Annotated in this window: 14 protein-coding genes; 11 read left to right on the top strand and 3 right to left on the bottom strand. The window is 71.2% G+C overall.

Annotated elements, in window-relative coordinates; genetic code table 11:
- The first annotated feature begins 413 nt into the window (after positions 1-413).
- Positions 414-2,141 (top strand): hypothetical protein, encoded by a 1,728-nt coding sequence (locus Q8791_RS16300; RefSeq protein WP_330092568.1) that lies wholly within the window; start codon positions 414-416, stop codon positions 2,139-2,141.
- Positions 2,138-3,046, top strand: a complete 909-nt coding sequence (locus Q8791_RS16295; protein ID WP_330092567.1) for a 5'-methylthioadenosine/S-adenosylhomocysteine nucleosidase family protein — start codon at positions 2,138-2,140, stop codon at positions 3,044-3,046. Before Q8791_RS16300 ends, Q8791_RS16295 begins: the two co-directional genes overlap by 4 nt.
- 152 nt (positions 3,047-3,198) lie before the next feature.
- Here Q8791_RS16295 and Q8791_RS16290 read toward each other — a convergent pair whose 3' ends face one another.
- Entirely contained in the window at positions 3,199-3,558 is a 360-nt protein-coding gene (locus Q8791_RS16290; RefSeq protein ID WP_330092566.1) for an MmcQ/YjbR family DNA-binding protein, read from the bottom strand.
- Positions 3,559-3,857: 299 nt separating this feature from the next.
- Between Q8791_RS16290 and Q8791_RS16285 the strand changes: the two genes are divergently transcribed.
- The 3 genes from Q8791_RS16285 to Q8791_RS16275 all read left to right on the top strand — a co-directional run bounded on the left by Q8791_RS16285 (position 3,858) and on the right by Q8791_RS16275 (position 8,981).
- On the top strand, positions 3,858-7,184 hold the full coding sequence (locus Q8791_RS16285) for an AAA family ATPase (RefSeq protein ID WP_330092565.1): 3,327 nt from the start codon (positions 3,858-3,860) through the stop codon (positions 7,182-7,184).
- 273 nt (positions 7,185-7,457) lie between these two features.
- Positions 7,458-8,519: a type III polyketide synthase gene (locus Q8791_RS16280; protein ID WP_330092564.1), complete on the top strand. Its 1,062-nt coding sequence runs from the start codon at positions 7,458-7,460 to the stop codon at positions 8,517-8,519.
- A gap of 33 nt (positions 8,520-8,552) precedes the next feature.
- On the top strand, positions 8,553-8,981 hold the full coding sequence (locus Q8791_RS16275; RefSeq protein ID WP_330092563.1) for a nuclear transport factor 2 family protein: 429 nt from the start codon (positions 8,553-8,555) through the stop codon (positions 8,979-8,981).
- Between the two features lie 44 nt (positions 8,982-9,025).
- Here the strand turns inward: Q8791_RS16275 and Q8791_RS16270 are convergent, their stop codons facing one another.
- Positions 9,026-10,045 carry a methyltransferase gene (locus Q8791_RS16270; RefSeq protein ID WP_330092562.1) on the bottom strand — a complete coding sequence of 340 codons (1,020 nt, stop codon included), beginning with the start codon at positions 10,043-10,045 and terminating at the stop codon, positions 9,026-9,028.
- 310 nt (positions 10,046-10,355) lie between these two features.
- Here Q8791_RS16270 and Q8791_RS16265 point away from each other — a divergent pair, with 310 nt between their 5' ends.
- The 6 genes from Q8791_RS16265 (at position 10,356) to Q8791_RS16240 (ending at position 18,400) form a co-directional block, all read left to right on the top strand.
- On the top strand, positions 10,356-11,954 hold the full coding sequence (locus Q8791_RS16265) for an ABC transporter substrate-binding protein (RefSeq protein ID WP_330092561.1): 1,599 nt from the start codon (positions 10,356-10,358) through the stop codon (positions 11,952-11,954).
- A complete protein-coding gene (locus Q8791_RS16260) occupies positions 11,954-12,913 on the top strand; it encodes an ABC transporter permease (protein ID WP_330092560.1) in 960 nt (319 codons plus the stop codon). Before Q8791_RS16265 ends, Q8791_RS16260 begins: the two co-directional genes overlap by 1 nt.
- A complete protein-coding gene (locus Q8791_RS16255) occupies positions 12,910-13,809 on the top strand; it encodes an ABC transporter permease (protein ID WP_330092559.1) in 900 nt (299 codons plus the stop codon). Before Q8791_RS16260 ends, Q8791_RS16255 begins: the two co-directional genes overlap by 4 nt.
- A complete protein-coding gene (locus Q8791_RS16250; protein WP_330092558.1) occupies positions 13,806-15,647 on the top strand; it encodes an ABC transporter ATP-binding protein in 1,842 nt (613 codons plus the stop codon). Before Q8791_RS16255 ends, Q8791_RS16250 begins: the two co-directional genes overlap by 4 nt.
- A gap of 81 nt (positions 15,648-15,728) precedes the next feature.
- Positions 15,729-17,732, top strand: coding sequence for a CocE/NonD family hydrolase (locus Q8791_RS16245; protein WP_330092557.1), 2,004 nt, complete (start codon positions 15,729-15,731; stop codon positions 17,730-17,732).
- On the top strand, positions 17,729-18,400 hold the full coding sequence (locus Q8791_RS16240) for a TetR/AcrR family transcriptional regulator (protein WP_330092556.1): 672 nt from the start codon (positions 17,729-17,731) through the stop codon (positions 18,398-18,400). The genes Q8791_RS16245 and Q8791_RS16240 overlap by 4 nt, the downstream gene beginning before the upstream one ends.
- A 375-nt stretch (positions 18,401-18,775) precedes the next feature.
- On the opposite strand, the gene Q8791_RS16235 is transcribed toward Q8791_RS16240, so the two are convergent.
- On the bottom strand, positions 18,776-19,339 hold the full coding sequence (locus tag Q8791_RS16235; protein ID WP_330092555.1) for a maltokinase N-terminal cap-like domain-containing protein: 564 nt from the start codon (positions 19,337-19,339) through the stop codon (positions 18,776-18,778).
- Positions 19,340-19,381 lie beyond the last annotated feature (42 nt).

The raw sequence follows: 19,381 nt of genomic DNA, 5'->3' as shown, positions 1-19,381 counted from the left end.
CAGAGTTGCGGCCCCGAGGCGGGCGGAATCGAGCTCTCGGGGGCGAGGCTGCCCCCACAGCGCTGTGAGCAGCCACAGCAGCGACACTCCAGGAGCAGCCGCCGGGAACGGTACCGGCGTACGACACCCCGTGCCTCCCGGCCGAGCTGAAGCCGCCCGCCCCGATCAGGCCCGCACCCCCTCCGCCCCCGGTATGACGTACCGAGGCAGACATCTCCGCCCCAGAACGCACACAGGTCAGCACGGTGAGGCACTGAACTGTCACACCCCGTGGCAATGATGTCGGCATCCAGGACGCGGAGAGGCCCGCGCCCTTTTGTCCCAATTCGACAGACTTCTTTAGGGTCTTTTTAACCTTAAAGAGTTTCATCCATTAAGGTCAGTGCGACCACAACGAGCCCCGTGGGAGACACATGAGCGCCATCCGTACATCCCCTGACCGGGAAGCCGTACAGGACAGCCCGACCGGTGCCACTCGTCACCTGTGTGCGGGCGTCTACACCAACGAGAAGCTCCGCAACCTGGTTCTGAAACAGGTGTGCACGTCCCCCCACCGCAGGGTCGCCCCCTCCTACGGGTTCGACCTCGTCCCCGTGATGCGCCACGCGTGGTGGGCGACCCACCTGAGCGCTGCCACCCGTCTGACAGCCGTCGCAGCCACCGCCACGCCCCTGTTCCTCGGCAGTCCGTGGGCAAGTCTGCTGTTGGGCGGGGCCGGAGCCCTGCTCGCGCTGCTCCACCTGTCCGCCACTCTCCTTCGCGACATCGCCCGCCAGGAGCGACGGACCAGGCCCCAGATGCAGCGCGAACAGCGGTGGAGGCCGTTCCCCGTGCGTTCCTGGGCCTGGCGCCCCGAGGCGAAGAGCCTGCGGACCACAGGGAAGTGGATGACGGGGATCTCCGTAGTGCTCCTCGTCGTCGGCCTGGCACAGCCCGAACAGGGCCGGGCCGCGGCACTTCTCCTCGGTTCGACAGCAGCGATGTTCATGCTGGCCGGAGCAGCTCGCCAGGCGCGGATCAACAGCATCCAACGGGCGGTGACGCTGACCCCCAGCAGGTTCTCCAAACGCGAACGGGAAGTGAGCGAACAGCAGAGCCACCCCTGCGTCGTCTACCGGCGGCCCAAGCACAGCGACGCCGACAAGTACGAGCCGTCTTCTTCCAGGATGTTCGACAAGGAGTCCCCCTTCGTCGGAGCGGGCGAGCTCATCCACGAGTGGAACCCCATGATCATCAGGCTTCGCCGTCCACGTGGGAGCGGCAAGCCACTGGGCGAACGCGAGTACAAGGACGCGCCCTTCGACGCACACGAGCTCGTGGAACGGCTGCTGACAGCGGTCGGGGACCTGAACAAGGACAGGACACAGACCCGGTTGCCCGTCGAGGTGCGCGACCGGGTGTACATGGCCGAGACCGAGGTGTCCCAGGACAGGAGCTACCTGTCGCCGGAAGGGATCCCCGCAGCGGAGATGCGTCGGATCATCGACGGCGACAAGGCCCGTGGACTGCACTTCCTCGAGGTGAGTGTGCCCGACTACGGTTCGGAACTCGTGGCCACCGCGCTCCTGCACGTCAGGTCCCAGGGGAACACCCTGAGCCTGTTCTTCGCCGCTTGCGCCCTCACACGAACCCCAGAGGAGTTTCAACGGGCCGAGGATTACGGCCAGAACGGCAAACGCGCCGTCCTCTCCTCGGCGTTCCGGGGCCTGCTCGGCCTCCCCAGGGAGGCGGCAGAGTGCGTGCGCCTCGCCCTCTACCCCTACTTCCTGCTCAGGGCCCTCCTGCCGCACGACATGACCCGGACCCCGATCAGGAACCTGGGCGTCGCCACCAAGATCAGCATCCGCGAGGAGCACACCCAGGCGTGGAGCACGGACCAGTTCGACAAGACGCGCATCCTCAGTCACATGAAGATCGTCGAGCAGCGCCTGCTCGACACCACCCAGGACTTCCTCGAAGAAAGGGGCGTCGACATCTCCGAGTTCAAGAAACGCGCTGACCACATCATCCAGAACAGTTTCTTCAACATCGGCCCCAACGCCCGGATCAGCAACAGCGCCATGGGCCACGGAGCTCACGCGAACAACATCGGCGGGGGACCTCACCCCCACGCACCACAGAACGGCGAGGCAGAGCAGTGAACAGCGGAGACTTCAACCTCGGTGACAACGCGCACATCAGCAACAGCGCCATGGGCCACGGGGCCAGCGTCACCAACACGCTCCCGTCCACGGCACTCCTCACACCCACCGAGGATGCCGACTCCCCAGCGACGGACCGCTGGGACCTGGGTGTGGTGACGATCCTGCCGGTGGAAACACGGGCCGTGGTCGACACCTTCGCACTGCGCTCGGAGCGCGACAGCACGGGCCTCTACTCCAGGACCGGAACGGTGCGGAAAGGCGACCAGGTCCTGCGCATCGCCGCCATGCAGGCCCACAGTCCCGGGCAGCGCTCGGTGATGTCGACCCTCGGGCACCTGTGCCGCCGATTCGCTCCCCGGCGGTGGGTCCTGCTGGGGATCGGAGGCGGCCTCGACCCTGTCGACGCCCGTATCGGCAACGTCATCGTGTCCACCCGCGTCGTGTACTACGACCAGCGCAAGATCACCGAAGGCGAGTCCGTGCAGCATCGCGGAGAGGACAGGGAGGCACCGGCCGAGATCGTCCACGCGGTCAACGCCTACTTCAGTGACCGGGGCTCCCCCGCTCCCCTGCGAGGTCAGGCAGCCGGGTACGAGACCGAGCCCTACGCGGCCCTCCCCGGCCTCATCGGCTCCGGAGAGGCGGTGATCGCGGCCCGCGACAGCGAGGTTCGCGGATACCTGAAGCACTACAACGACAAGGTCCTGGCCGTGGACATGGAGTCCGGGGGCCTCAGCCAGTACTGGCAGGAGAACTCCGTGGGCGGCGGCACCAACCCGAGTTGGCTCGTCGTCCGGGGGGTCTCCGACAATGCCGACCAGGCCAAGAACGACGACAGCCACGACCTGGCCGCACGCAACGCTGCCCATGTCCTCCGCGAACTGCTCCCCTACCTCTGCTGACCTTCGCGGGACCGGCCCGGCGGAGAACAGCCCGCTGGGCCGGTGCGCCCATGGAACACGCGGGTGGCGGTCTCCCGGTTGCTGCCCTGGCCCAGTGGGAGCAGGCGCAGGCGGGCGGCCTCCGGGTACACGAGGGGCTCCCGTGATCCGGGTCAGGCCTCCACCATGGCCGCGGGGGTCGGCGGGACGGCCAGCAACTCCTCGGGGGCGGTCAGGTACCAGGCCTCCAGGGTGAGCTCGCTGAGCTCGTCCAGGTCGATCCCGTCGAGGTGGACGACCACCCAGCCGAACCCGCCCGCGGTGAACTGCACCTCGAACACCTCGGGCCGCATGGCCACGAGCGCGGCCTGCTCCAGCAGGGTCTGCTTCAGCCCCACGGTGGCGGTGTCCGGCCACAGGTAGCCGAACGGCTTGCCGCGCACCCGGAACGTCGTGTACCTGTCCGACTCCTTGTGCTCGCATCCCGGCAGCGCTCGCACCAACCGCAGAAACCGCTCGATCTCAACACCCATGGGGTGAGACAACCACATCCCACCGACACCGCGTCCCGAAGAAGGCCCTTCCGCGCAGCGGAGGCACCCTCTACGGCCCCTTCGCGTCCGACCCAGCCATCACGGGGATCGTTCCCGTCCCGACCACTGAACCCGAGAGGGCGGTGGCTGCGCCACGTCCAGGCCGCGCCGGCGCCCGCCGGAGCGTGTGGACCCGGGAACGTGATTGGCGGGACGGAGCGCACAGCGGCCGATACGGTACATGTCGCACGCCCTCCGCACAGCCCGCACCGCCGGGCCACACCCCCGGGAGCCGATGGATGTACACGGTCCAGGTCTCGCAGACCAACCCCCACACCTTCTCCACCCTGGGTGCGGTACTGCGGGACCCGAGGTACGCCAACCGCGACCTGTACCTGCACGTCGAGCCGGGCCACTACGTGGAGTCCACCGTGATCGGAGTGAACCAGCACGTCATCGTGGTGCCCACCCACGGACCCGGCACCGTGACGGTCTCGGCGGGTGACACGAACGTGTTCAACGTGCACACGGGGAGGCTGGAACTGCACGGTGTGCGCGTACGCAACACCTCAACCGAGTACCCGCCCGTGTACGCACACCCGAAGGTCTCGCTCAAGGCCGTCGACTGCTCCTTCTCGTCGGACTCCCGGATAGAGACGGAGGAGGCGAGAGTCGAGTTCACCAACTGCTCGTTCGAGGGCGGAGGCGTCCAGATGACCAGGTCCACGGGGAGGATCGACGACTGCGGGTTCACCAGGGCAGTGCTCACCCTCACGGGCCCCGGGGCACCCGACGTCGCGAGAAGCACCTTCGCCGGCGGCCACGACACGTGGCACACCCTGTACATCGCCAATGCCTCCCCCTCGATCACCAACTGTGCGCTGACCGACTGCGGCGGGGACACGGCCCATGCCGTCCACGTGCAGGACTCCGCTGCTCCGAGGTTCACGGATCTGACGGTCACCGGAGACCGGGGCTGGCCGGTGCGGGTGACCGGGCGCTCCAAAGCGGAGTTCACCCGCCTGCGGGTGGACGGTGGTCGTGCCGGTGGCGACTCCGTGTTCGCCTGGGACGATTCCGAGATGACGGTCTCCGACGTTCGCATCACCAACGCCAGGGGCCACGCCCTGTCGGTACGCGAGGGATCGCTGACCGTCCGCGACCTGGTCGTCGAGGACACGGACCAGATCGGCCTCTACGGGGAGAAAGCGAAGATCAGCGGCGAAAGGCTGTCCCTTGCCCGCGTCTCGGGACACGGGATCTATCTCCACGGGTGCCGGACCGCCCTGTCGGATGTCGAACTGCGTGAGAGCCCTCCGGAGGCGCTGAGGAACGCCGGCGTGTTCTTCGCACACCAGGGACGGTTCGAGATCACCGGGCTGCGCGCCTCGCAGGCGGCGACGGTGGCGTACATCGTGGACGCGCGGGGCAGCTTGACCGATCTGAACGGGGACGGCGTCGAGGGCGGTATCGCGCTCACCGAGGACAGCACGGTCACGGTGCACTCCATGGAGGTCACCAACTGCAGGGGCAACGCGCTGTTCCTCACGGACGGGTCCGCGGCCGAGGTCGACACGGCCCGGATCTCGGACTGCACGTCACACGGGGCCTACGTGAAGGGGGATTCGCGGCTGATCCTGCGTTCGTCGACGGTGAACGGGTGCGCGTCGGCCGGGATCGCTGCGACGGAGAGGGCCGTGGTCACGCTGGAGGACACCACCGTCCGGAACGGGGACAGTTCCGGTCTGACCGTGCACGACACCAGCCGTGTGCGCCTGGTGAGGTGCACGGTCTCCGGAAACGCGGACGACGGTGTGGACTCCGCGACGACCGCGATCGTGCAGCTCGAGGACACGGAGATCACCGGGAACGGAGGTGAGGAACAGGTCAGGGCCCAGGTCTCTGGCAGCGCGGACACGGTCCCACCGGACGTGCCCGAGGGCCAGGCCCGGCCGTTGGAGGAGTTGCTGGCCGAACTGGACGCGATGACGGGGCTGGACGGCGTGAAGAAGGAGGTTCGCTCCCTCGCCAACTTCCAACAGGTCAGCGTCAAACGTGCGGCGGCGGGGCTGCCCGCGTTCAACGTCAGCCGCCACCTCGTCTTCTCGGGGCCGCCCGGAACAGGCAAGACCACCGTGGCCCGGCTCTACGGACAGATCCTGCGCTCACTCGGCGTGCTGGAGAGCGGGCAGTTCGTGGAGGCCGCGCGCCCCGACCTCGTGGCCGAGCACCTGGGTGGCACCAGCGCGAAGGTCGCCGAGGTGGTCGAACGGGCGCGGGGCGGTGTCCTGTTCGTCGACGAGGCGTACGCGCTCTCACGCAAGTTCGGCAGCGGTTCCGACTTCGGCCAGGAGGCCATCGACACCCTCATCAAGCTGATGGAGGACCTGCGGGAGGAGATCGTCATCGTCTTCGCCGGGTACTCGAGCGAGATGCGCGGCTTCCTCGACGCGAACCCGGGGCTGCGCTCCCGGGTCGCCCGGACCATCGAGTTCGAGAACTACTCGCCCGGGCAGCTCACCACGATCTTCACGGGTGCGGCGGAGAGGCAGGGTTACACACTGGGGGAAGGCGTGCGGGACCTGGTCACCCGGCACTTCCAGTCGCAGAAGCGCGACGAGTCGTTCGGCAACGGGCGCGAGGCGCGCCGCATGTTCGAGGAGACCGTCCGGGCCCAGGCCACCCGGATCGTCGACGGGGACTTCTCCTCGGCGGAGGACCTGTCGCTGATCCTGCCCGAGGACCTCTCCGGAGTCGTGGAGAGCAGTCTCTCCGCCCGGTCCGGGGGGAGTCCGAGAGACGCCGGTCAGGTCGAGGCGCTGCTGGAGCGCCTGGACGCCATGGTGGGGCTCGCGGCGGTGAAGCGGGAAGTCACCGACCTCACGAACCTGATCTCGGCCGGCCGTCGGCGTCAGGCAGCCGGATTGGCGGCCCCTCTGCCGTCCCGGCACCTGGTCTTCGCCGGAGCTCCGGGCACGGGCAAGACCACGGTCGCACGGGTCTACGGGGAGCTGCTGGCCGCTCTGGGGGTGCTCTCCCAGGGCCAGGTGGTGGAGGCCAGCCGCGCCGACCTGGTGGGCTCCTACGTGGGCCACACGGCCCAGCGCACGCGCGAGGTGTTCGACCGTGCGCGTGGCGGTGTGCTGTTCATCGATGAGGCGTACGCACTCGTACGTGCCGGCGGAAACTCGGACTACGGGCAGGAGGCTGTCGACACGCTCCTGAAACTGATGGAGGACCACCGTGACGAGGTGGTGGTGATCGCCGCCGGTTACACCGAGGAGATGCGCGAGTTCCTGTCGAGCAACCCGGGACTGGAGTCGCGGTTCTCGCGAACGGTGGACTTCGCTCCGTACGCACCGGAGGAGTTGGTGCGGATCTTCGTCGGGATGGCCGAGGGAAACGACTTCCTCGTGCCGGAGCGGACCCGGGAAGCGCTGGGAGCGCTGGTGGCCGAACAGGCTGGGCTGTTCGCCGACGGCAACGGACGCGAGGTCCGCAAGTTGTTCGAGGAGAGCGTGACCCGGCAGGCGAGGCGGATCGAGGCAGCCGCCGTAGCCGGGGAGTCCCCCGGCGTGACGGAGTTGCAGACTCTGCGCCCGGAGGATGTCGCGGGCTTCCGGTAGGTCTCGCGAAACGCCACCGGGGAGGAGCCGGCCGCCCCTCCGCGCTGGGGTTCCTGTGGAGGAAGGGTCCCGGAAAGCCCGCCGGCGCAACGCGCCTCACGGCGCGCTCCGATTCCCGAACTCCCTGCCCTGGTCGCGGGCCGCTTCGTGATTCTGGGTAAGGGTGTACACGGGCAGGAAGAACCGGGGTGATCTCCCCGGCCGGGGCGAGTGGCGGGTGCCCGGTGGACGCGCTGGTAGGGCGTGCACCGGTGCGGCGAGGGGGCTTCTGGCATGGAAGCGGTTCGGATCAGCAGTATCAGTACAGCCCTGCCGCCCACTGCCCTGGAGCAGGCGGACCTGCCCGGGCTGCTGCCCGCCGACCACCCCGGGGAGCGGCTTCTGCGCAGGATCCTGGCTGGTTCCGGCATACGGAAACGCCATCTGGTGATCGACCCCCGGGTCGAGGACGTCTCCCTCTGGTCCACGGCCCCCCGCATGCGCCGGTTCCAGGACGAGGGGCTGCCCCTGGCGACGGAAGCGGTCCGGGGAGCACTCGACCGGGCCGGGGTGCCGGCAGACGGGGTCGGCCTGCTGTGCCTCGTCTCCTCGACCGGCTACGGGACCCCCGGGGTCGACTCCCGGCTGATCCGGGACCTGGGGATGCGCCCCTCCACACGCAGACTCGTGATCGGCCACATGGGGTGCTTCGCCGCGCTTCCCGGTCTGGCCGCGTGTGTGGACTTCGCGAGATCCCATCCGGAGCCCGCGGTGCTGCTCAGCCTCGAACTGTCCTCGCTGCACCTGCAGCCCCCGCCGTGGGACACGGAGCAGTTCGTCATCAACTCCCTGTTCAGCGACGCGGCCGTGGCCCTGGTCGTCGAGGGGGACACAGGCCGTTCGGCGGATGTCCGGTCCGCACCGGTCGTGCTGGGTCTGGCCTCCCACACCGCCCACGAACACGAGGAGCACATGACGTGGGAGGTGGGAGACCACGGCTTCAAGATGGGGCTCTCCGCAGCGATACCCGACCTGATCGCTGCCTGTCTGCCCGACCTGGTCGCCGGTCTGCTCTCCCCGCACGGACTGGTTCCAGGGGATGTCGGCTGGTGGGCGGTCCACCCCGGGGGGCGGCGCATCATCGACGCCGCCGAAGAGAGCCTCGCCCTCGGACCTTCGGCGACCCGCGCCTCCCGGCACGTCCTCCAGGAGTACGGGAACTGCTCCTCCGCCGGGCTGCCGCTCGTCATCGCCGAACTCCAGGACACCACGCCGCTGGCTTCCGGGAAGTACGGGGTCGCCATGACCTTCGGTCCCGGCCTGACCCTCGACACCGCCTTGCTGCTGGGTGGCTGAACCGCGCCATCGGACCGGAATCCAGGAGGGACCATGCACGAGGAGGCCCCGCGCCTGCGTCGGCTGCTCGACCGCGCCGCCATCTGCGACCTGCTGGCCGAGTTCGTCCACTGCCTCGATGACAAGGACTTCACCGGATACGCCGCGCTGTTCACCGAGGACGGGGTTCTCCGGAGGCCGGGAGCGGAGCACCGGGGCCGTGCCGGTCTCGCCGAGTTCGTGGCGGCCGACCTGGGGCGCTACCACCGGACCCATCATCTGAGCGCCAACCACCAGGTGCGGGTCGACGGGGACCGTGCCACATCCCGTTCCTCCATGTACGCGGTCCACCTTCGCAGCGCGGACCCCACGGACTGGTGGTCGGTCGGTGGTCGGTACGACCACACCTACCGGTGTGTGGACACGACCTGGCTGATCCGCACGGTCGACATCACTCCGGTCTGGGTGGGCGAAGGGCCCTGACCCCGGCCCGCCCTCCCAGACGGGGCAGGCGCGCCAGGGGCGGTTCACCGGGGAGCGGCCTCGACGAGGCTGTGCGGCGAAGAGGTCGGGACCACACGTTCCAGCCGCAGGCCGGCTCCGGTCAGCAGTTCGGTGAACTGCTCCTCGGTGCGTTCCCGCCCGCCGGTGAGGACGAGCATGGACAGGTCCATCGCCTTTCCCGGGTGGGAGGCGCCGTCCGACGGCAGCACCGACTCGATGACGAGGAGCTTCGCGTCCTCTCTCATGGCTCTGCGGCAGCTGCGCAGGATGGCGGTCGCGCGTTCATCGGACCAGTTGTGCAGGACCCACTTCAGTACGTAGAGGTCGCCGCCCTCCGGCACCTCGCGGAAGAAGTCCCCGCCGACCACCGAGCACCGGTCGGCCAGACCCTCGTCCCGGATCCTCCCGCGAGCGGAGTCCGCGACCCTGGGGGTGTCGAAGAGGACCCCGCCCGTACCGGGCTCGCGGTGCAGGACCGCGCTCAGCAGGGTCCCCGAACCGCCACCGACGTCGACGATGCGGGAGGCGCCCGCGAAGTCGTAGGCGTCGAGCACCGCGGGCACCATGACACGGGTCAGCTCCAGCATCGCCTCGTCGAAGAGGCGGCCCTGTTCGGGGTGGTGCGCCATGTAGTCGTAGATGTGCTCTCCCGCGACCACCGGAAAGGTGGCCTCACCCGTACTCAGGCTGTGTCGGACTCCCCCCAGGACGAGAGGGGCCACCGTTCCCGCCAGAGCCAGTACGGAACGCACGGTGGCCGGGTGGTCGGAGCGAAGCGGACCGCCCCTCTCGGTGAGCTCGAAGACGCCGGGCCCGGTCTCGTGGAAGAGGCCGCGGGAGGCCAGCAGCCGCATCAGGCGGTGGAGGGCTCCCGGGTCGGAGCCGGTCTGCCGAGCCAGGTCCTCGAACGGGCGGGGCCCCGGGACGAGCAGGTCGGCGATGCCCAGTTCGGCCGCGATCTGCAGCGCCCGGGCGTGGACGATCTCGTCCCCCAGGTCGAGCAGGGCGTAGGCCCGCTCCTGGTCGCTCCTGTCACAGGCCACGCGTTCCCCTGCCCCTGACCACTCGCCGTACCCGTCGGCCGTCGGCCGGACTGTCACCGACTGTAGGTTCCCGCAGGTGTGGGTGCGGGCAGCCGACGCATGGCGTGTCGGTTTCGAGGAAGCCCGGAACCGCTGACCGTCCGATGACACGCCCGACCTGCGGTGATCCGCGGCGGACACACGTGACCCCTCGCGTTTACCCGCTTTACCACCCGTTGAACCATCGACTTCTGACCTCTATCGTGCATGAGTCGTATCAATCGTTCACTGAACGATTGATCCGTTCGCAGCACATCACGGAGGGGAAGACATGCCGCGTTCACCGGGGGCCGAGGGCGCCCCGCCGCGGATCCCGCGCAGGACGGCTCTCCTGGGGGGAGCCGGGGCGCTCGGGGCCGCGGTCCTTCTCCCCGGCTGCGCCGCGTCCGGACCGCAGGCGGCGCCGGCGCTCCCCGAGGCCGCCGCCACGGGCGCCACCGCCGACGGCGGCGTGCTGCGCATGGCCCGGCCGCCGGCGTCGCAGGCCGAGACCCTGGACCCGGCCAGTTCCCTGTCGGCCTACGAGTACCTCGGGGCCCTGTACAGCCGACTGGTCCGGATGGACGCGGAGGGACAGACCGCGCCCGACCTGGCCACGGAGTGGGAGTCGGACGACGCCGGCCTGGTGTGGACCTTCCGGCTGCGCGACGGGGTCCGCTTCCACGACGGCCGCGGCTTCACGTCCGCGGACGCCGCCTACACGCTCCGCCGGATCGTCGACCCTGGCCTCGCCTCGCCGCAGGGGACGGTGCTGGGCCCGCTGATCGACCCGGGCCGGGTGCACACCCCCGAGCCGGGCGTGCTGGTGGTCGAGCTCACCACGCCCAACTTCGAGTTCCCGGCGCTGCTCACCAACTACCACTGCTACGTCGTCCCCGACGGGGACGGCGACACGATCGGCGCGACCGGCATCGGCACCGGGCCCTTCCGGCTGGACTCCTTCTCCCCCGGCGGCAGGGGCCGCATCGTCGCCTACGACGACCACTGGGAGGGTCCGCCCGCCCTGGACGCCATCGAGATGTTCTCGATGACCGACATCCAGGCGCGGACCAACGCGCTGCTGGCAGGCCAGGTCGACCTGATCTCGCAGACCAACCTGGACTTCGCCACCGCCCGCGTCGTCGAGGCCTCCGAGCGTGCGACCATCGCGCGCTCGGTCAACGCCCAGTGGTACGTGCTGCCGATGCTCACCACGGCCGAGCCGTTCACCGACGCGCGCGTGCGCCGGGCGATGAAGCTGGCCTACGACCCCGGGCACGTCATCGACGTGGCCCTCCAGGGCACCGGCGTACCGGGCAACGACAACCCGGTCCCGCCCGACACGCCCTACTGGACCGACTACGCGGTCGAACGCGACCCGGACCGGGCCCGTGCCCTGCTCGCGGAGGCCGGGCACGAGGGGCTGAGCCTGGAGCTCTACACCTCCGCCTACGACCCGGTGTTCACCCCGATGGCGCTGGCCTACCGCGACTCCGCGGCCGAGGCGGGGATCGACATCACCGTCCGCAACACCTCGGCGGACTCCTACTACACCCAGATCTGGATGCAGAAGCCGCTGATGGCGACGTACTGGTACACGGGACGCCCGGCCGACCAGCTGCTCAACCAGGTCTTCCGCAGCGGCTCCTCCTACAACGAGACCGCCTGGTCCGACGGCGCCTTCGACGACCTGCTCGACGCCGCCCGAGCCACGGCCGACGAGGACCGCCGCCGCACCCTGTACCAGGACGCCCAGCGGATGGTCGTGGACGAGGGCGGCGCGATGACCCCGATGTTCGCCGACCGGCTGGTGGGCCTGTCCCGGGACGTCCTCAACTACCACGAGTCCGGTTTCGAGTTCGACTACCTCAACATCGGATTGAGGCCCTGATGATCGTCTACATCTCCAGGCGGCTGCTGTCCGCGGTCGTCACCGTGCTCCTGGCGTCGGTGATCGTGTTCGCCGCCGTGCAGCTGCTCCCGGGCGACGTGGCCACGCAGGTGCTCGGCCAGGACGCCACCCCCGACGCCGTGGCCGCGCTGCGCGAGCAGATGGGCCTGAACCGCCCGGCCGTCCTGCGGTTCCTCGACTGGATCACCGGTGCGGTGCGCGGCGACTTCGGGGTGTCCCTGGTCTCCGGCGAGCCCGTCTCCGCGACCCTGTGGCTGCACCTGCGCAACACCATGCTCATCGCCGTCGCCACCATCGCCGTCGCGGTCACCTCCTCGATCGTGCTGGGCGTCGTCGCCGGCCTGTACCGGGACCGCTGGCCGGACACGGTGATCTCCACCCTGACGCTGATCGGGATGAGCGTGCCGGAGTTCGTCGTGGCGACCCTGCTCGTGCTGGCGCTGTCCATCACCGTGCCGGTCCTGCCCGCCGTGGTCCTGGACGAGGCGTCCGCGCCGGTCGCCGACCTGCTGCCCGCGATCGTCCTGCCCACCATCGCGCTGTCGGTGGTGATGACCGCCTACATCGTGCGGATGACCAGGACCAGCGTCATCGACGTCATGGAGAGCGAGTTCGTGACCACCGCACGGCTCAAGGGCCTCGGCACGGGCCGGGTCGTGGTGCGCCACGCCCTGCCCAGCGCGCTGCTGCCCACGCTGAACGTGATCGCGATGAACGTGGCGTGGCTGGTCGGCGGCGTGGCCGTGGTCGAGAACGTCTTCAACTACCCGGGCGTCGGCCGGATGCTGCTGGAGGCCGTGCACAACCGCGACCTGCCGGTCCTGCAGGCCATCGCCGTGGTCAGCGCGGCCGTGTACGTGCTGTGCAACCTCGCCGCCGACCTGGGGGCGATGGCGCTCAACCCGCGCCTGCGCACCGGAGAGAGGAGCGCCCGATGACCGGGTCCCCGCACGGGGCCTCCGGGCCCGCCCAAGAGACCGGAACGACCGGAACGGTCCGCACGACGCTGCGCTCGCTGGCGCGGTCCACCCCCGCCGTGGTCGGCCTGTCCCTGGTCGCCCTGCACGTGCTGCTGGCGCTGTTCGCCCCGCTGCTCACCTCCTACTCCCCCACCGCCAACGACCCCGGCAGCGCGCTGCTCGGGCCGGGCGCCGACCACTGGGCGGGCACCGACGCCTACGGCCGCGACGTGGTGAGCCGGGTGCTGTACGGCGGCCGCTACGCGCTGACGGTGTCCTTCGCCGCGACCGCCTGCGCGGTGGCGCTGGGAACCGTCGTGGGTTGCGCGGCCGCGCTCAAGGGCGGACGGCTGGACGACGCGCTGATGCGCGTGCTGGACGCGATCCTGGCCATCCCGCCGATTCTGGCGCTGCTGGTCGTGGTGACTGTGCTCGGTGCGGGCCCTGCGGTGATCGTCCTCGCCGTGACCGTGGTGTACGCGCCCCAGGTGGTGCGCGTGGTGCGCGCCGCGGCGCTGGGCGTGGCCCCGCTCGACTACGTGACCGCCGCGCGGGCGCGCGGTGAGCGCACCGTCTCCATCCTGGTCCGCGAGGTCCTGCCGAACATCGCCCACGTGGTGTCGGTGGAGTTCGCGATGCGCGCCTCGTGGGTCGTGCTGCTGATCAGCTCGCTGTCCTTCCTCGGGTTCGGCGCCAACCCGCCCACCCCGGACTGGGGGCTGATGGTCTCCGAGAACCGCACCGCCATGGTCGTGGTGCCGTGGGCGACGCTCGCCCCGATCATCGCCCTGGCGACCCTGGTCGTCGGGCTGAACCTGTCCGCCGACGGCCTGTCCCGGGCCTGGGGCGTCGACCGCGCGAAGGAGAGCTCATGAGCGGCACCGAGTCCGGCCCCCTGGTGCGGGTCGAGGGGCTGTCCGTGGCCTACCGTTCCGGCGGCGCCGACGTGACCGTGGCCCGCGAGGTGTCCTTCGAGGCGGCGGCCGGCGAGACGGTGGCCGTGGTCGGGGAGTCCGGCAGCGGCAAGTCCACCGTCGCCGGGGCCCTGCTCGGCCACCTGCGGCACGGTTCCCGGGTCACCGGCGGCCGGGTCCTGGTCGACGGCAAGGACGTGCTGTCCCTGGACCGGCGGGGCCTGCGTGAGCTGCGCACCCGCGACATCGCGATGGTGGGGCAGAACGCGGGGCACGCGCTCACGCCGTCGATGCGCGTCGGCACCCAGATCGGGGAGTCCCTGCTCTCGCAGGGACTGACGCGCGCGCAACGGCGGGAGCGGGTCCGCTCCCTGGTGGAGAAGGTCGGCCTGCCCGCCCCCGGGGAGATCGTGCGCCGGTACCCGCACCAGCTCTCCGGCGGGCAGCAGCAGCGGGTGGCGATCGCCATGGCGCTGGCGGCGCGGCCCAAGGTGCTGGTGCTGGACGAGCCCACGACCGCTCTGGACGTGGTCACCCAGGCGCGGATCCTGGACCTGGTGTCCGGGCTGGGCGAGGAGTTCGGCTTGGCGTCGGTCCTGGTCAGCCATGACCTGGGGGTCGTCGCCCGGATGGCCGGACGCGTCGTGGTCATGAGGGAGGGCGAGGTCGTGGAGTCGGCCGGCGCGGCCGAGCTGTTCGACGCGCCGCGCCACCCGTACACGCGCCGCCTGCTCGCGAGCGTGCCCAGGATCGGCGACCGGGGGCTGGCCGAGGTCGCCGAGGACGGGGCTCGGACCGTGCGCGAGCGCGTGCCGGTCCCCGACGACGCGCCCGAGGTGGTGTCCCTGCACGACGTCACGATCGACTACGGCGCGCACCGGGCCGTCGGCGGCGTCTCGCTCGGGCTGCGCCGGGGCGAGGTGCTGGCCCTGGTCGGGGAGTCGGGCAGCGGGAAGTCGACGCTGGCCTGGTCCCTGGCGGGCCTGCGCGCGCCGTCCTCCGGAACCATGCGGCTGCTCGACGCGGCCACCGGAGGCGACGACCGCCCCGGGGACGGAAGCCGGGACGGCGACGGCGACCTGGCCGTGCTGGCGCGCCGGCGTCCGCCCGGCGTCCGCCGCCGCGTCCAGCTCGTGTTCCAGAACGCCGACACCTCCCTCAACCCTCGACGGATCGTCCGCGAGGCCGTGCGCCGGCCGCTGCGGTTCTTCGGCCTGGCCGAGCGGGCCCGCGCCGACGACCGGGCACGCGAGCTGATCGCGGACGTCGCCCTGGACCCGGCGCTGTCGGACCGGCTGCCCGGGCAGCTCTCCGGCGGGCAGCGCCAGCGGGTCGGCATCGCCCGCGCCCTGGCCGGGGACCCGCGCGTGGTGGTCGCCGACGAGGTCACCACGGCGCTCGACGTGTCGGTCCAGGCGGCCGTGCTCGCCCTGCTGGACGACCTGCGCACCGAGCGGGACCTGGCGCTCGTCTTCATCAGCCACGACCTGGCGGTGGTGCGCGGGATCGCCGACCGGGTCGCGGTGATGCGGGACGGACTGGTCGTGGAGGAGGGCCCGGTCGCAGCGGTCTTCTCCGGCCCCAACCACCCCTACACCCGGCGGCTGCTGGACGCGGTCCTGGAACCGCGGCCGGTCGGGGAGGGCGGCGGCGCGACCGCGCGGGCCTCCGCGCCGACCGGGGTCACTGCCGCCCCGCCCGAGGACCTGGCGGAGGTTCCCGACCCGGAGTGGATCGACCTGGGCGGCGGCCACCGGATCCGCCGGTGGGACGCCGACGGCTCCGACCCGCGCTCCTGAAACGCGGGTCCTGACACACGGTTCCTGGCACACGAACGGTCCCGTCACGCACGGGCCCACACGAGAGACGAACGGGGGAGCATGCGCTACCGAGAGGACTTCGCGCGCGAGGTCGAGGTCCGCGAGGACTGGATCCCGATGGCCGACGGCACGCGGCTGCACGCGCGCGTGTGGCTGCCGGCGGACGCCCTGGCGGACCCCGTCCCGGCGCTGCTGGAGTACCTGCCCTACCGCAAGGGCGACTGGACGTCGCCGCGCGACGCCCAGCGCCACCCGTACTACGCGGGCCACGGGTACGCGTCGGTGCGGGTGGACCTGCGGGGGTCCGGGGACTCCGAGGGCGTGATGCTCGACGAGTACGCCGAGCAGGAGACCGCCGACGGGGTCGCGGTCGTGGAGTGGCTGGCCGCACAGCCCTGGTGCACCGGCCGGGTGGGGATGTTCGGCATCTCCTGGGGCGGGTTCAACTCGCTCCAGATCGCCGCCCGGCGCCCGGAGCCGCTCAAGGCGATCGTCACGGTGTGCTCGGCCGACGACCGCTACGACAACGACGTGCACTACATCGGCGGCTCGGTGCTGGGCATCGACATGGTCGGCTGGTCCGGCACGATGCTGGCGTTCACGGCCCGGCCTCCGGACCCGATCACGGTCGGCGACGCGTGGCTGCCGATGTGGAAGGAGCGCCTCGACGCGCTGGAGCCGTTCGTCCACACCTGGCTGGACCACCAGACCCGGGACGAGTACTGGCGGCACGGCAGCGTGTGCGAGGACTACTCGGCGATCGACGCCGCGGTACTGGCCGTCGGCGGCTGGGCCGACCCCTACCGGGACACCGTGCTGCGGCTGGTGGAGCACCTGCCCGGCCCGGTGCGCGGGCTGCTGGGGCCCTGGGCACACCAGTACCCCGACATCGCACGGCCGCCCGGCCCGCACATCGGCTTCCTCCAGGAGACCCTGCGCTGGTGGGACCACTGGCTCAAGGACGCGGACAACGGCGCCATGGACACCCCGCGGCTCAGGTCGTGGATCCAGGATCCGGTGCCTCCCGCGACCGCCTACACGGAGCGGCCCGGCCGCTGGGCCACCGACGACGCCTGGCCCTCCCCGGCGACCCGCTGGTCCGAACAGGCCCTCGGCGCGGCGGGCGACGCGCCGGTGACGGTGCACAGCCCCCAGCACACGGGCGTCGACGCGGGCCGCTTCTTCCCCTACGGCAACGCCACCGACCTGCCACCCGACCAGCGGGAGGAGGACGGCCGGTCGACGTGCTTCGACGGCGAGCCGCTGGCCGAACGCGTCGAGGTCCTGGGCCGGGCGCGGGTCCGCCTGCGCCTGGACGCCGACAGGCCCAGGGGCACGGTGATCGTGCGCGTGTGCGACGTGGCCCCCGACGGGGCCTCGACCCTCGTCACCCGTGGCGTGCTGAACCTGGGCAGCCGGTACTGCCGGGACCGGTCGGTGCCGTGGGAGCCCGGAAACCCCGAGGACGTGGAGGTGGAGCTCACCGGGACGGGGTACGCGTTCCCCGCCGGGCACCGGATCCGCGTGGCGGTGTCGACCGCGTACTGGCCCTGGGTGTGGCCGCAGCCCGACGACCCGGCCCTGACCATGTGGCCCGACCGGAGCGCGCTGCTGCTCCCGGTGCGGCCCGCGGGCACGGACGAGGGGCGTGCGCCGGTGGAGTTCGAGGAGCCGGAGCAGGCGCCGCCGCTGGCGGTGGAACTGGGCGCGTCGGAGGCCCGGCCGGAACGCCTGGTGTCGCACGATGTCGGGACCGGCGAGTGGGTGCTCGACGTCGACCCCAACTACGGGGGGTCGCGCACCTACCCGAACGGGCTCGTGTACACGGAGAAGGCGCGGGAACGGTACCGGATCCGGGTCGACGACCCGTTGTCGGCCATGGCAGGATCCGAGTGGGAGATCACCATGCGCCGGGAGGACTGGGACGTTTCCGTGCGGACGTCGAGCGAGCTGACCGCCACCGCGGACCACTTCGTCGTGCACAGCACGGTGGAGGCCCGCTCCGGCGGCGAGGTCGTCGCCACCCGGCGCTGGCAGCGCGAGATCCCCAGGACCGCGGGATGACCGGCCCGGACGAGGGGGCGCCGGCCACCGGGACGGCGGGGGCCCGGCGCCGCGCGGTCGCGCCGGACAAGCGGACCCGCCAACCCACCGAGGTGCGGCGGCGGCTCATCCTGGAGGCGGTGGTACCGCTGGTGATCGAGCACGGGGCGAGCCGGGTGGGCGTGCGCGACATCGCCCGCGCGGCGGGGGTGTCCGTCGGCACGATCACGTACCACTTCGGCGGTGTGCGGGAGATCCTCAGCGAGGCGGTGTCGATCGAGATCGACGCCTACTACCGCCCGCTCGGCGAGCGGATGCTGGCCTGCCCCACCGCCGCGGAGGGGATGACCACGCTCATCGAGGGCGTGTTCAGCGCGGAGACCGACCGGCACTGGCGGCTGTGGTTCGACAACTGGGCGGCCGACGCCAGCCTGGAACCGGACTCGCGCCAGCACCGCCGGTACGAGGAGTGGTCGGACCGGGTCGCCGAGCTGATCGCCCGTGGCCGCGACCGGGGGGAGTTCCGCTGCCCCGACGTCGCCGAGACCACGACCCGCTTCAACGCCCTGGTCGACGGTCTGGCCCTGCGCCGCCTGCGCGGCGCCCCGCCGCTGAGCATCGAGCAGGCCCGCGCCCACCTGCGCCGGTTCCTGACCGGGGAACTGGGCCTGGAACCCTCCCCGGCCTGAGCCGCAGGGACCGTTCTCTCCCCGCCCGAGCGGCGGGGAGAGAACGGTCCCGGTAGTCTGCGACGTCCGATCCGGTTCGCGGGAGGCGTCTGCGGGTTGCGCTCGGGTGCTCCGCCCGGGGCGGGAGGACGGAACGGCCGAGGCCGGCGACTCACAGTGCTCCGCTCCCCCGTTCGTCCTGGTAGATCAGGGCGAGCAGTCCGTGGACGTTGTCCGCGGCGAACCCGGCGAGCCGGGGCGGCAGGAGACGGGCGGACGAGTCGCGTTCCGCCGAGGGGTGGGTTCGGGGTCTCCCGGAGCCGCCCGCGTCATCCGCGATCCGCCGCGGGATCCGAGGGACCGCACGGCGGATACCGAGGGCCGGAAGGCCTGGAGTCAGATCAGTGCCGCGACCACCATCCGCAGGTTTCCGCACCTGGCGCGGAGCCGTGACCTTCCCTCGGGCTCGGCGTCCAGCACATGTGGGATCAGCACCTGCCCGCCCTGAGCCGGGCCGTCACCGGCCTTCTCCTCGCCGGATTCCCTGGTGACCAGAACCTGCTGCGGCCTGTGCCCCACGACGCGGCCGTCCTCCCAGATCTCCAGCTCCGCCTGTTCCTGCTCGCCTTCCAGAGCCCGCCGGAAACACGCGACCGCCACCTCGTCCACGGCACCGTCGTAGACCCAGCGTGGTCCGAGGACGGAGTGTTCCAGGGTCGCGACGAGATGGCTCTCGTGTCCGGCGAGGGGTGCGGCGCGGTAGGTCAGCGGCACGTGGAGCAGACGGTTCCCGCGGCGGACCAGGAACGCCTCCACTCCGACCTCTCCGTCCGGATCGTCGAACCGGTACGCGCCCAGCACCTCGTCGGGCCCCCGACCCGCCCACGGCCGGGTGTCCAGCCAGGCCCCGATCAGGGTCGGTTTGCTCGGTGTGAGGGTAGCCCTGTGGATGATCGCCATGGACACCAGTATCCGGCACGGTCACCGGCGCAGCCGGGACCG

Origin of the sequence: Nocardiopsis codii, assembly GCF_036327455.1 — a bacterium.
Classification (GTDB): domain Bacteria; phylum Actinomycetota; class Actinomycetes; order Streptosporangiales; family Streptosporangiaceae; genus Nocardiopsis; species Nocardiopsis codii.
This window is presented reverse-complemented; position numbering and strand designations above follow the sequence as displayed.

Excerpts from the sequence above, each read along its gene's own strand:
- Q8791_RS16300 (WP_330092568.1), top strand. The coding sequence starts at position 414 with ATGAGCGCCATCCGTACATCCCCTGACCGGGAAGCCGTACAGGACAGC.
- Q8791_RS16290 (WP_330092566.1), bottom strand. The coding sequence starts at position 3,558 with ATGGGTGTTGAGATCGAGCGGTTTCTGCGGTTGGTGCGAGCGCTGCCG.
- Q8791_RS16285 (WP_330092565.1), top strand. The coding sequence starts at position 3,858 with ATGTACACGGTCCAGGTCTCGCAGACCAACCCCCACACCTTCTCCACC.
- Q8791_RS16280 (WP_330092564.1), top strand. The coding sequence starts at position 7,458 with ATGGAAGCGGTTCGGATCAGCAGTATCAGTACAGCCCTGCCGCCCACT.
- Q8791_RS16275 (WP_330092563.1), top strand. The coding sequence starts at position 8,553 with ATGCACGAGGAGGCCCCGCGCCTGCGTCGGCTGCTCGACCGCGCCGCC.
- Q8791_RS16265 (WP_330092561.1), top strand. The coding sequence starts at position 10,356 with ATGCCGCGTTCACCGGGGGCCGAGGGCGCCCCGCCGCGGATCCCGCGC.
- Q8791_RS16260 (WP_330092560.1), top strand. The coding sequence starts at position 11,954 with ATGATCGTCTACATCTCCAGGCGGCTGCTGTCCGCGGTCGTCACCGTG.
- Q8791_RS16255 (WP_330092559.1), top strand. The coding sequence starts at position 12,910 with ATGACCGGGTCCCCGCACGGGGCCTCCGGGCCCGCCCAAGAGACCGGA.
- Q8791_RS16250 (WP_330092558.1), top strand. The coding sequence starts at position 13,806 with ATGAGCGGCACCGAGTCCGGCCCCCTGGTGCGGGTCGAGGGGCTGTCC.
- Q8791_RS16245 (WP_330092557.1), top strand. The coding sequence starts at position 15,729 with ATGCGCTACCGAGAGGACTTCGCGCGCGAGGTCGAGGTCCGCGAGGAC.
- Q8791_RS16240 (WP_330092556.1), top strand. The coding sequence starts at position 17,729 with ATGACCGGCCCGGACGAGGGGGCGCCGGCCACCGGGACGGCGGGGGCC.
- Q8791_RS16235 (WP_330092555.1), bottom strand. The coding sequence starts at position 19,339 with ATGGCGATCATCCACAGGGCTACCCTCACACCGAGCAAACCGACCCTG.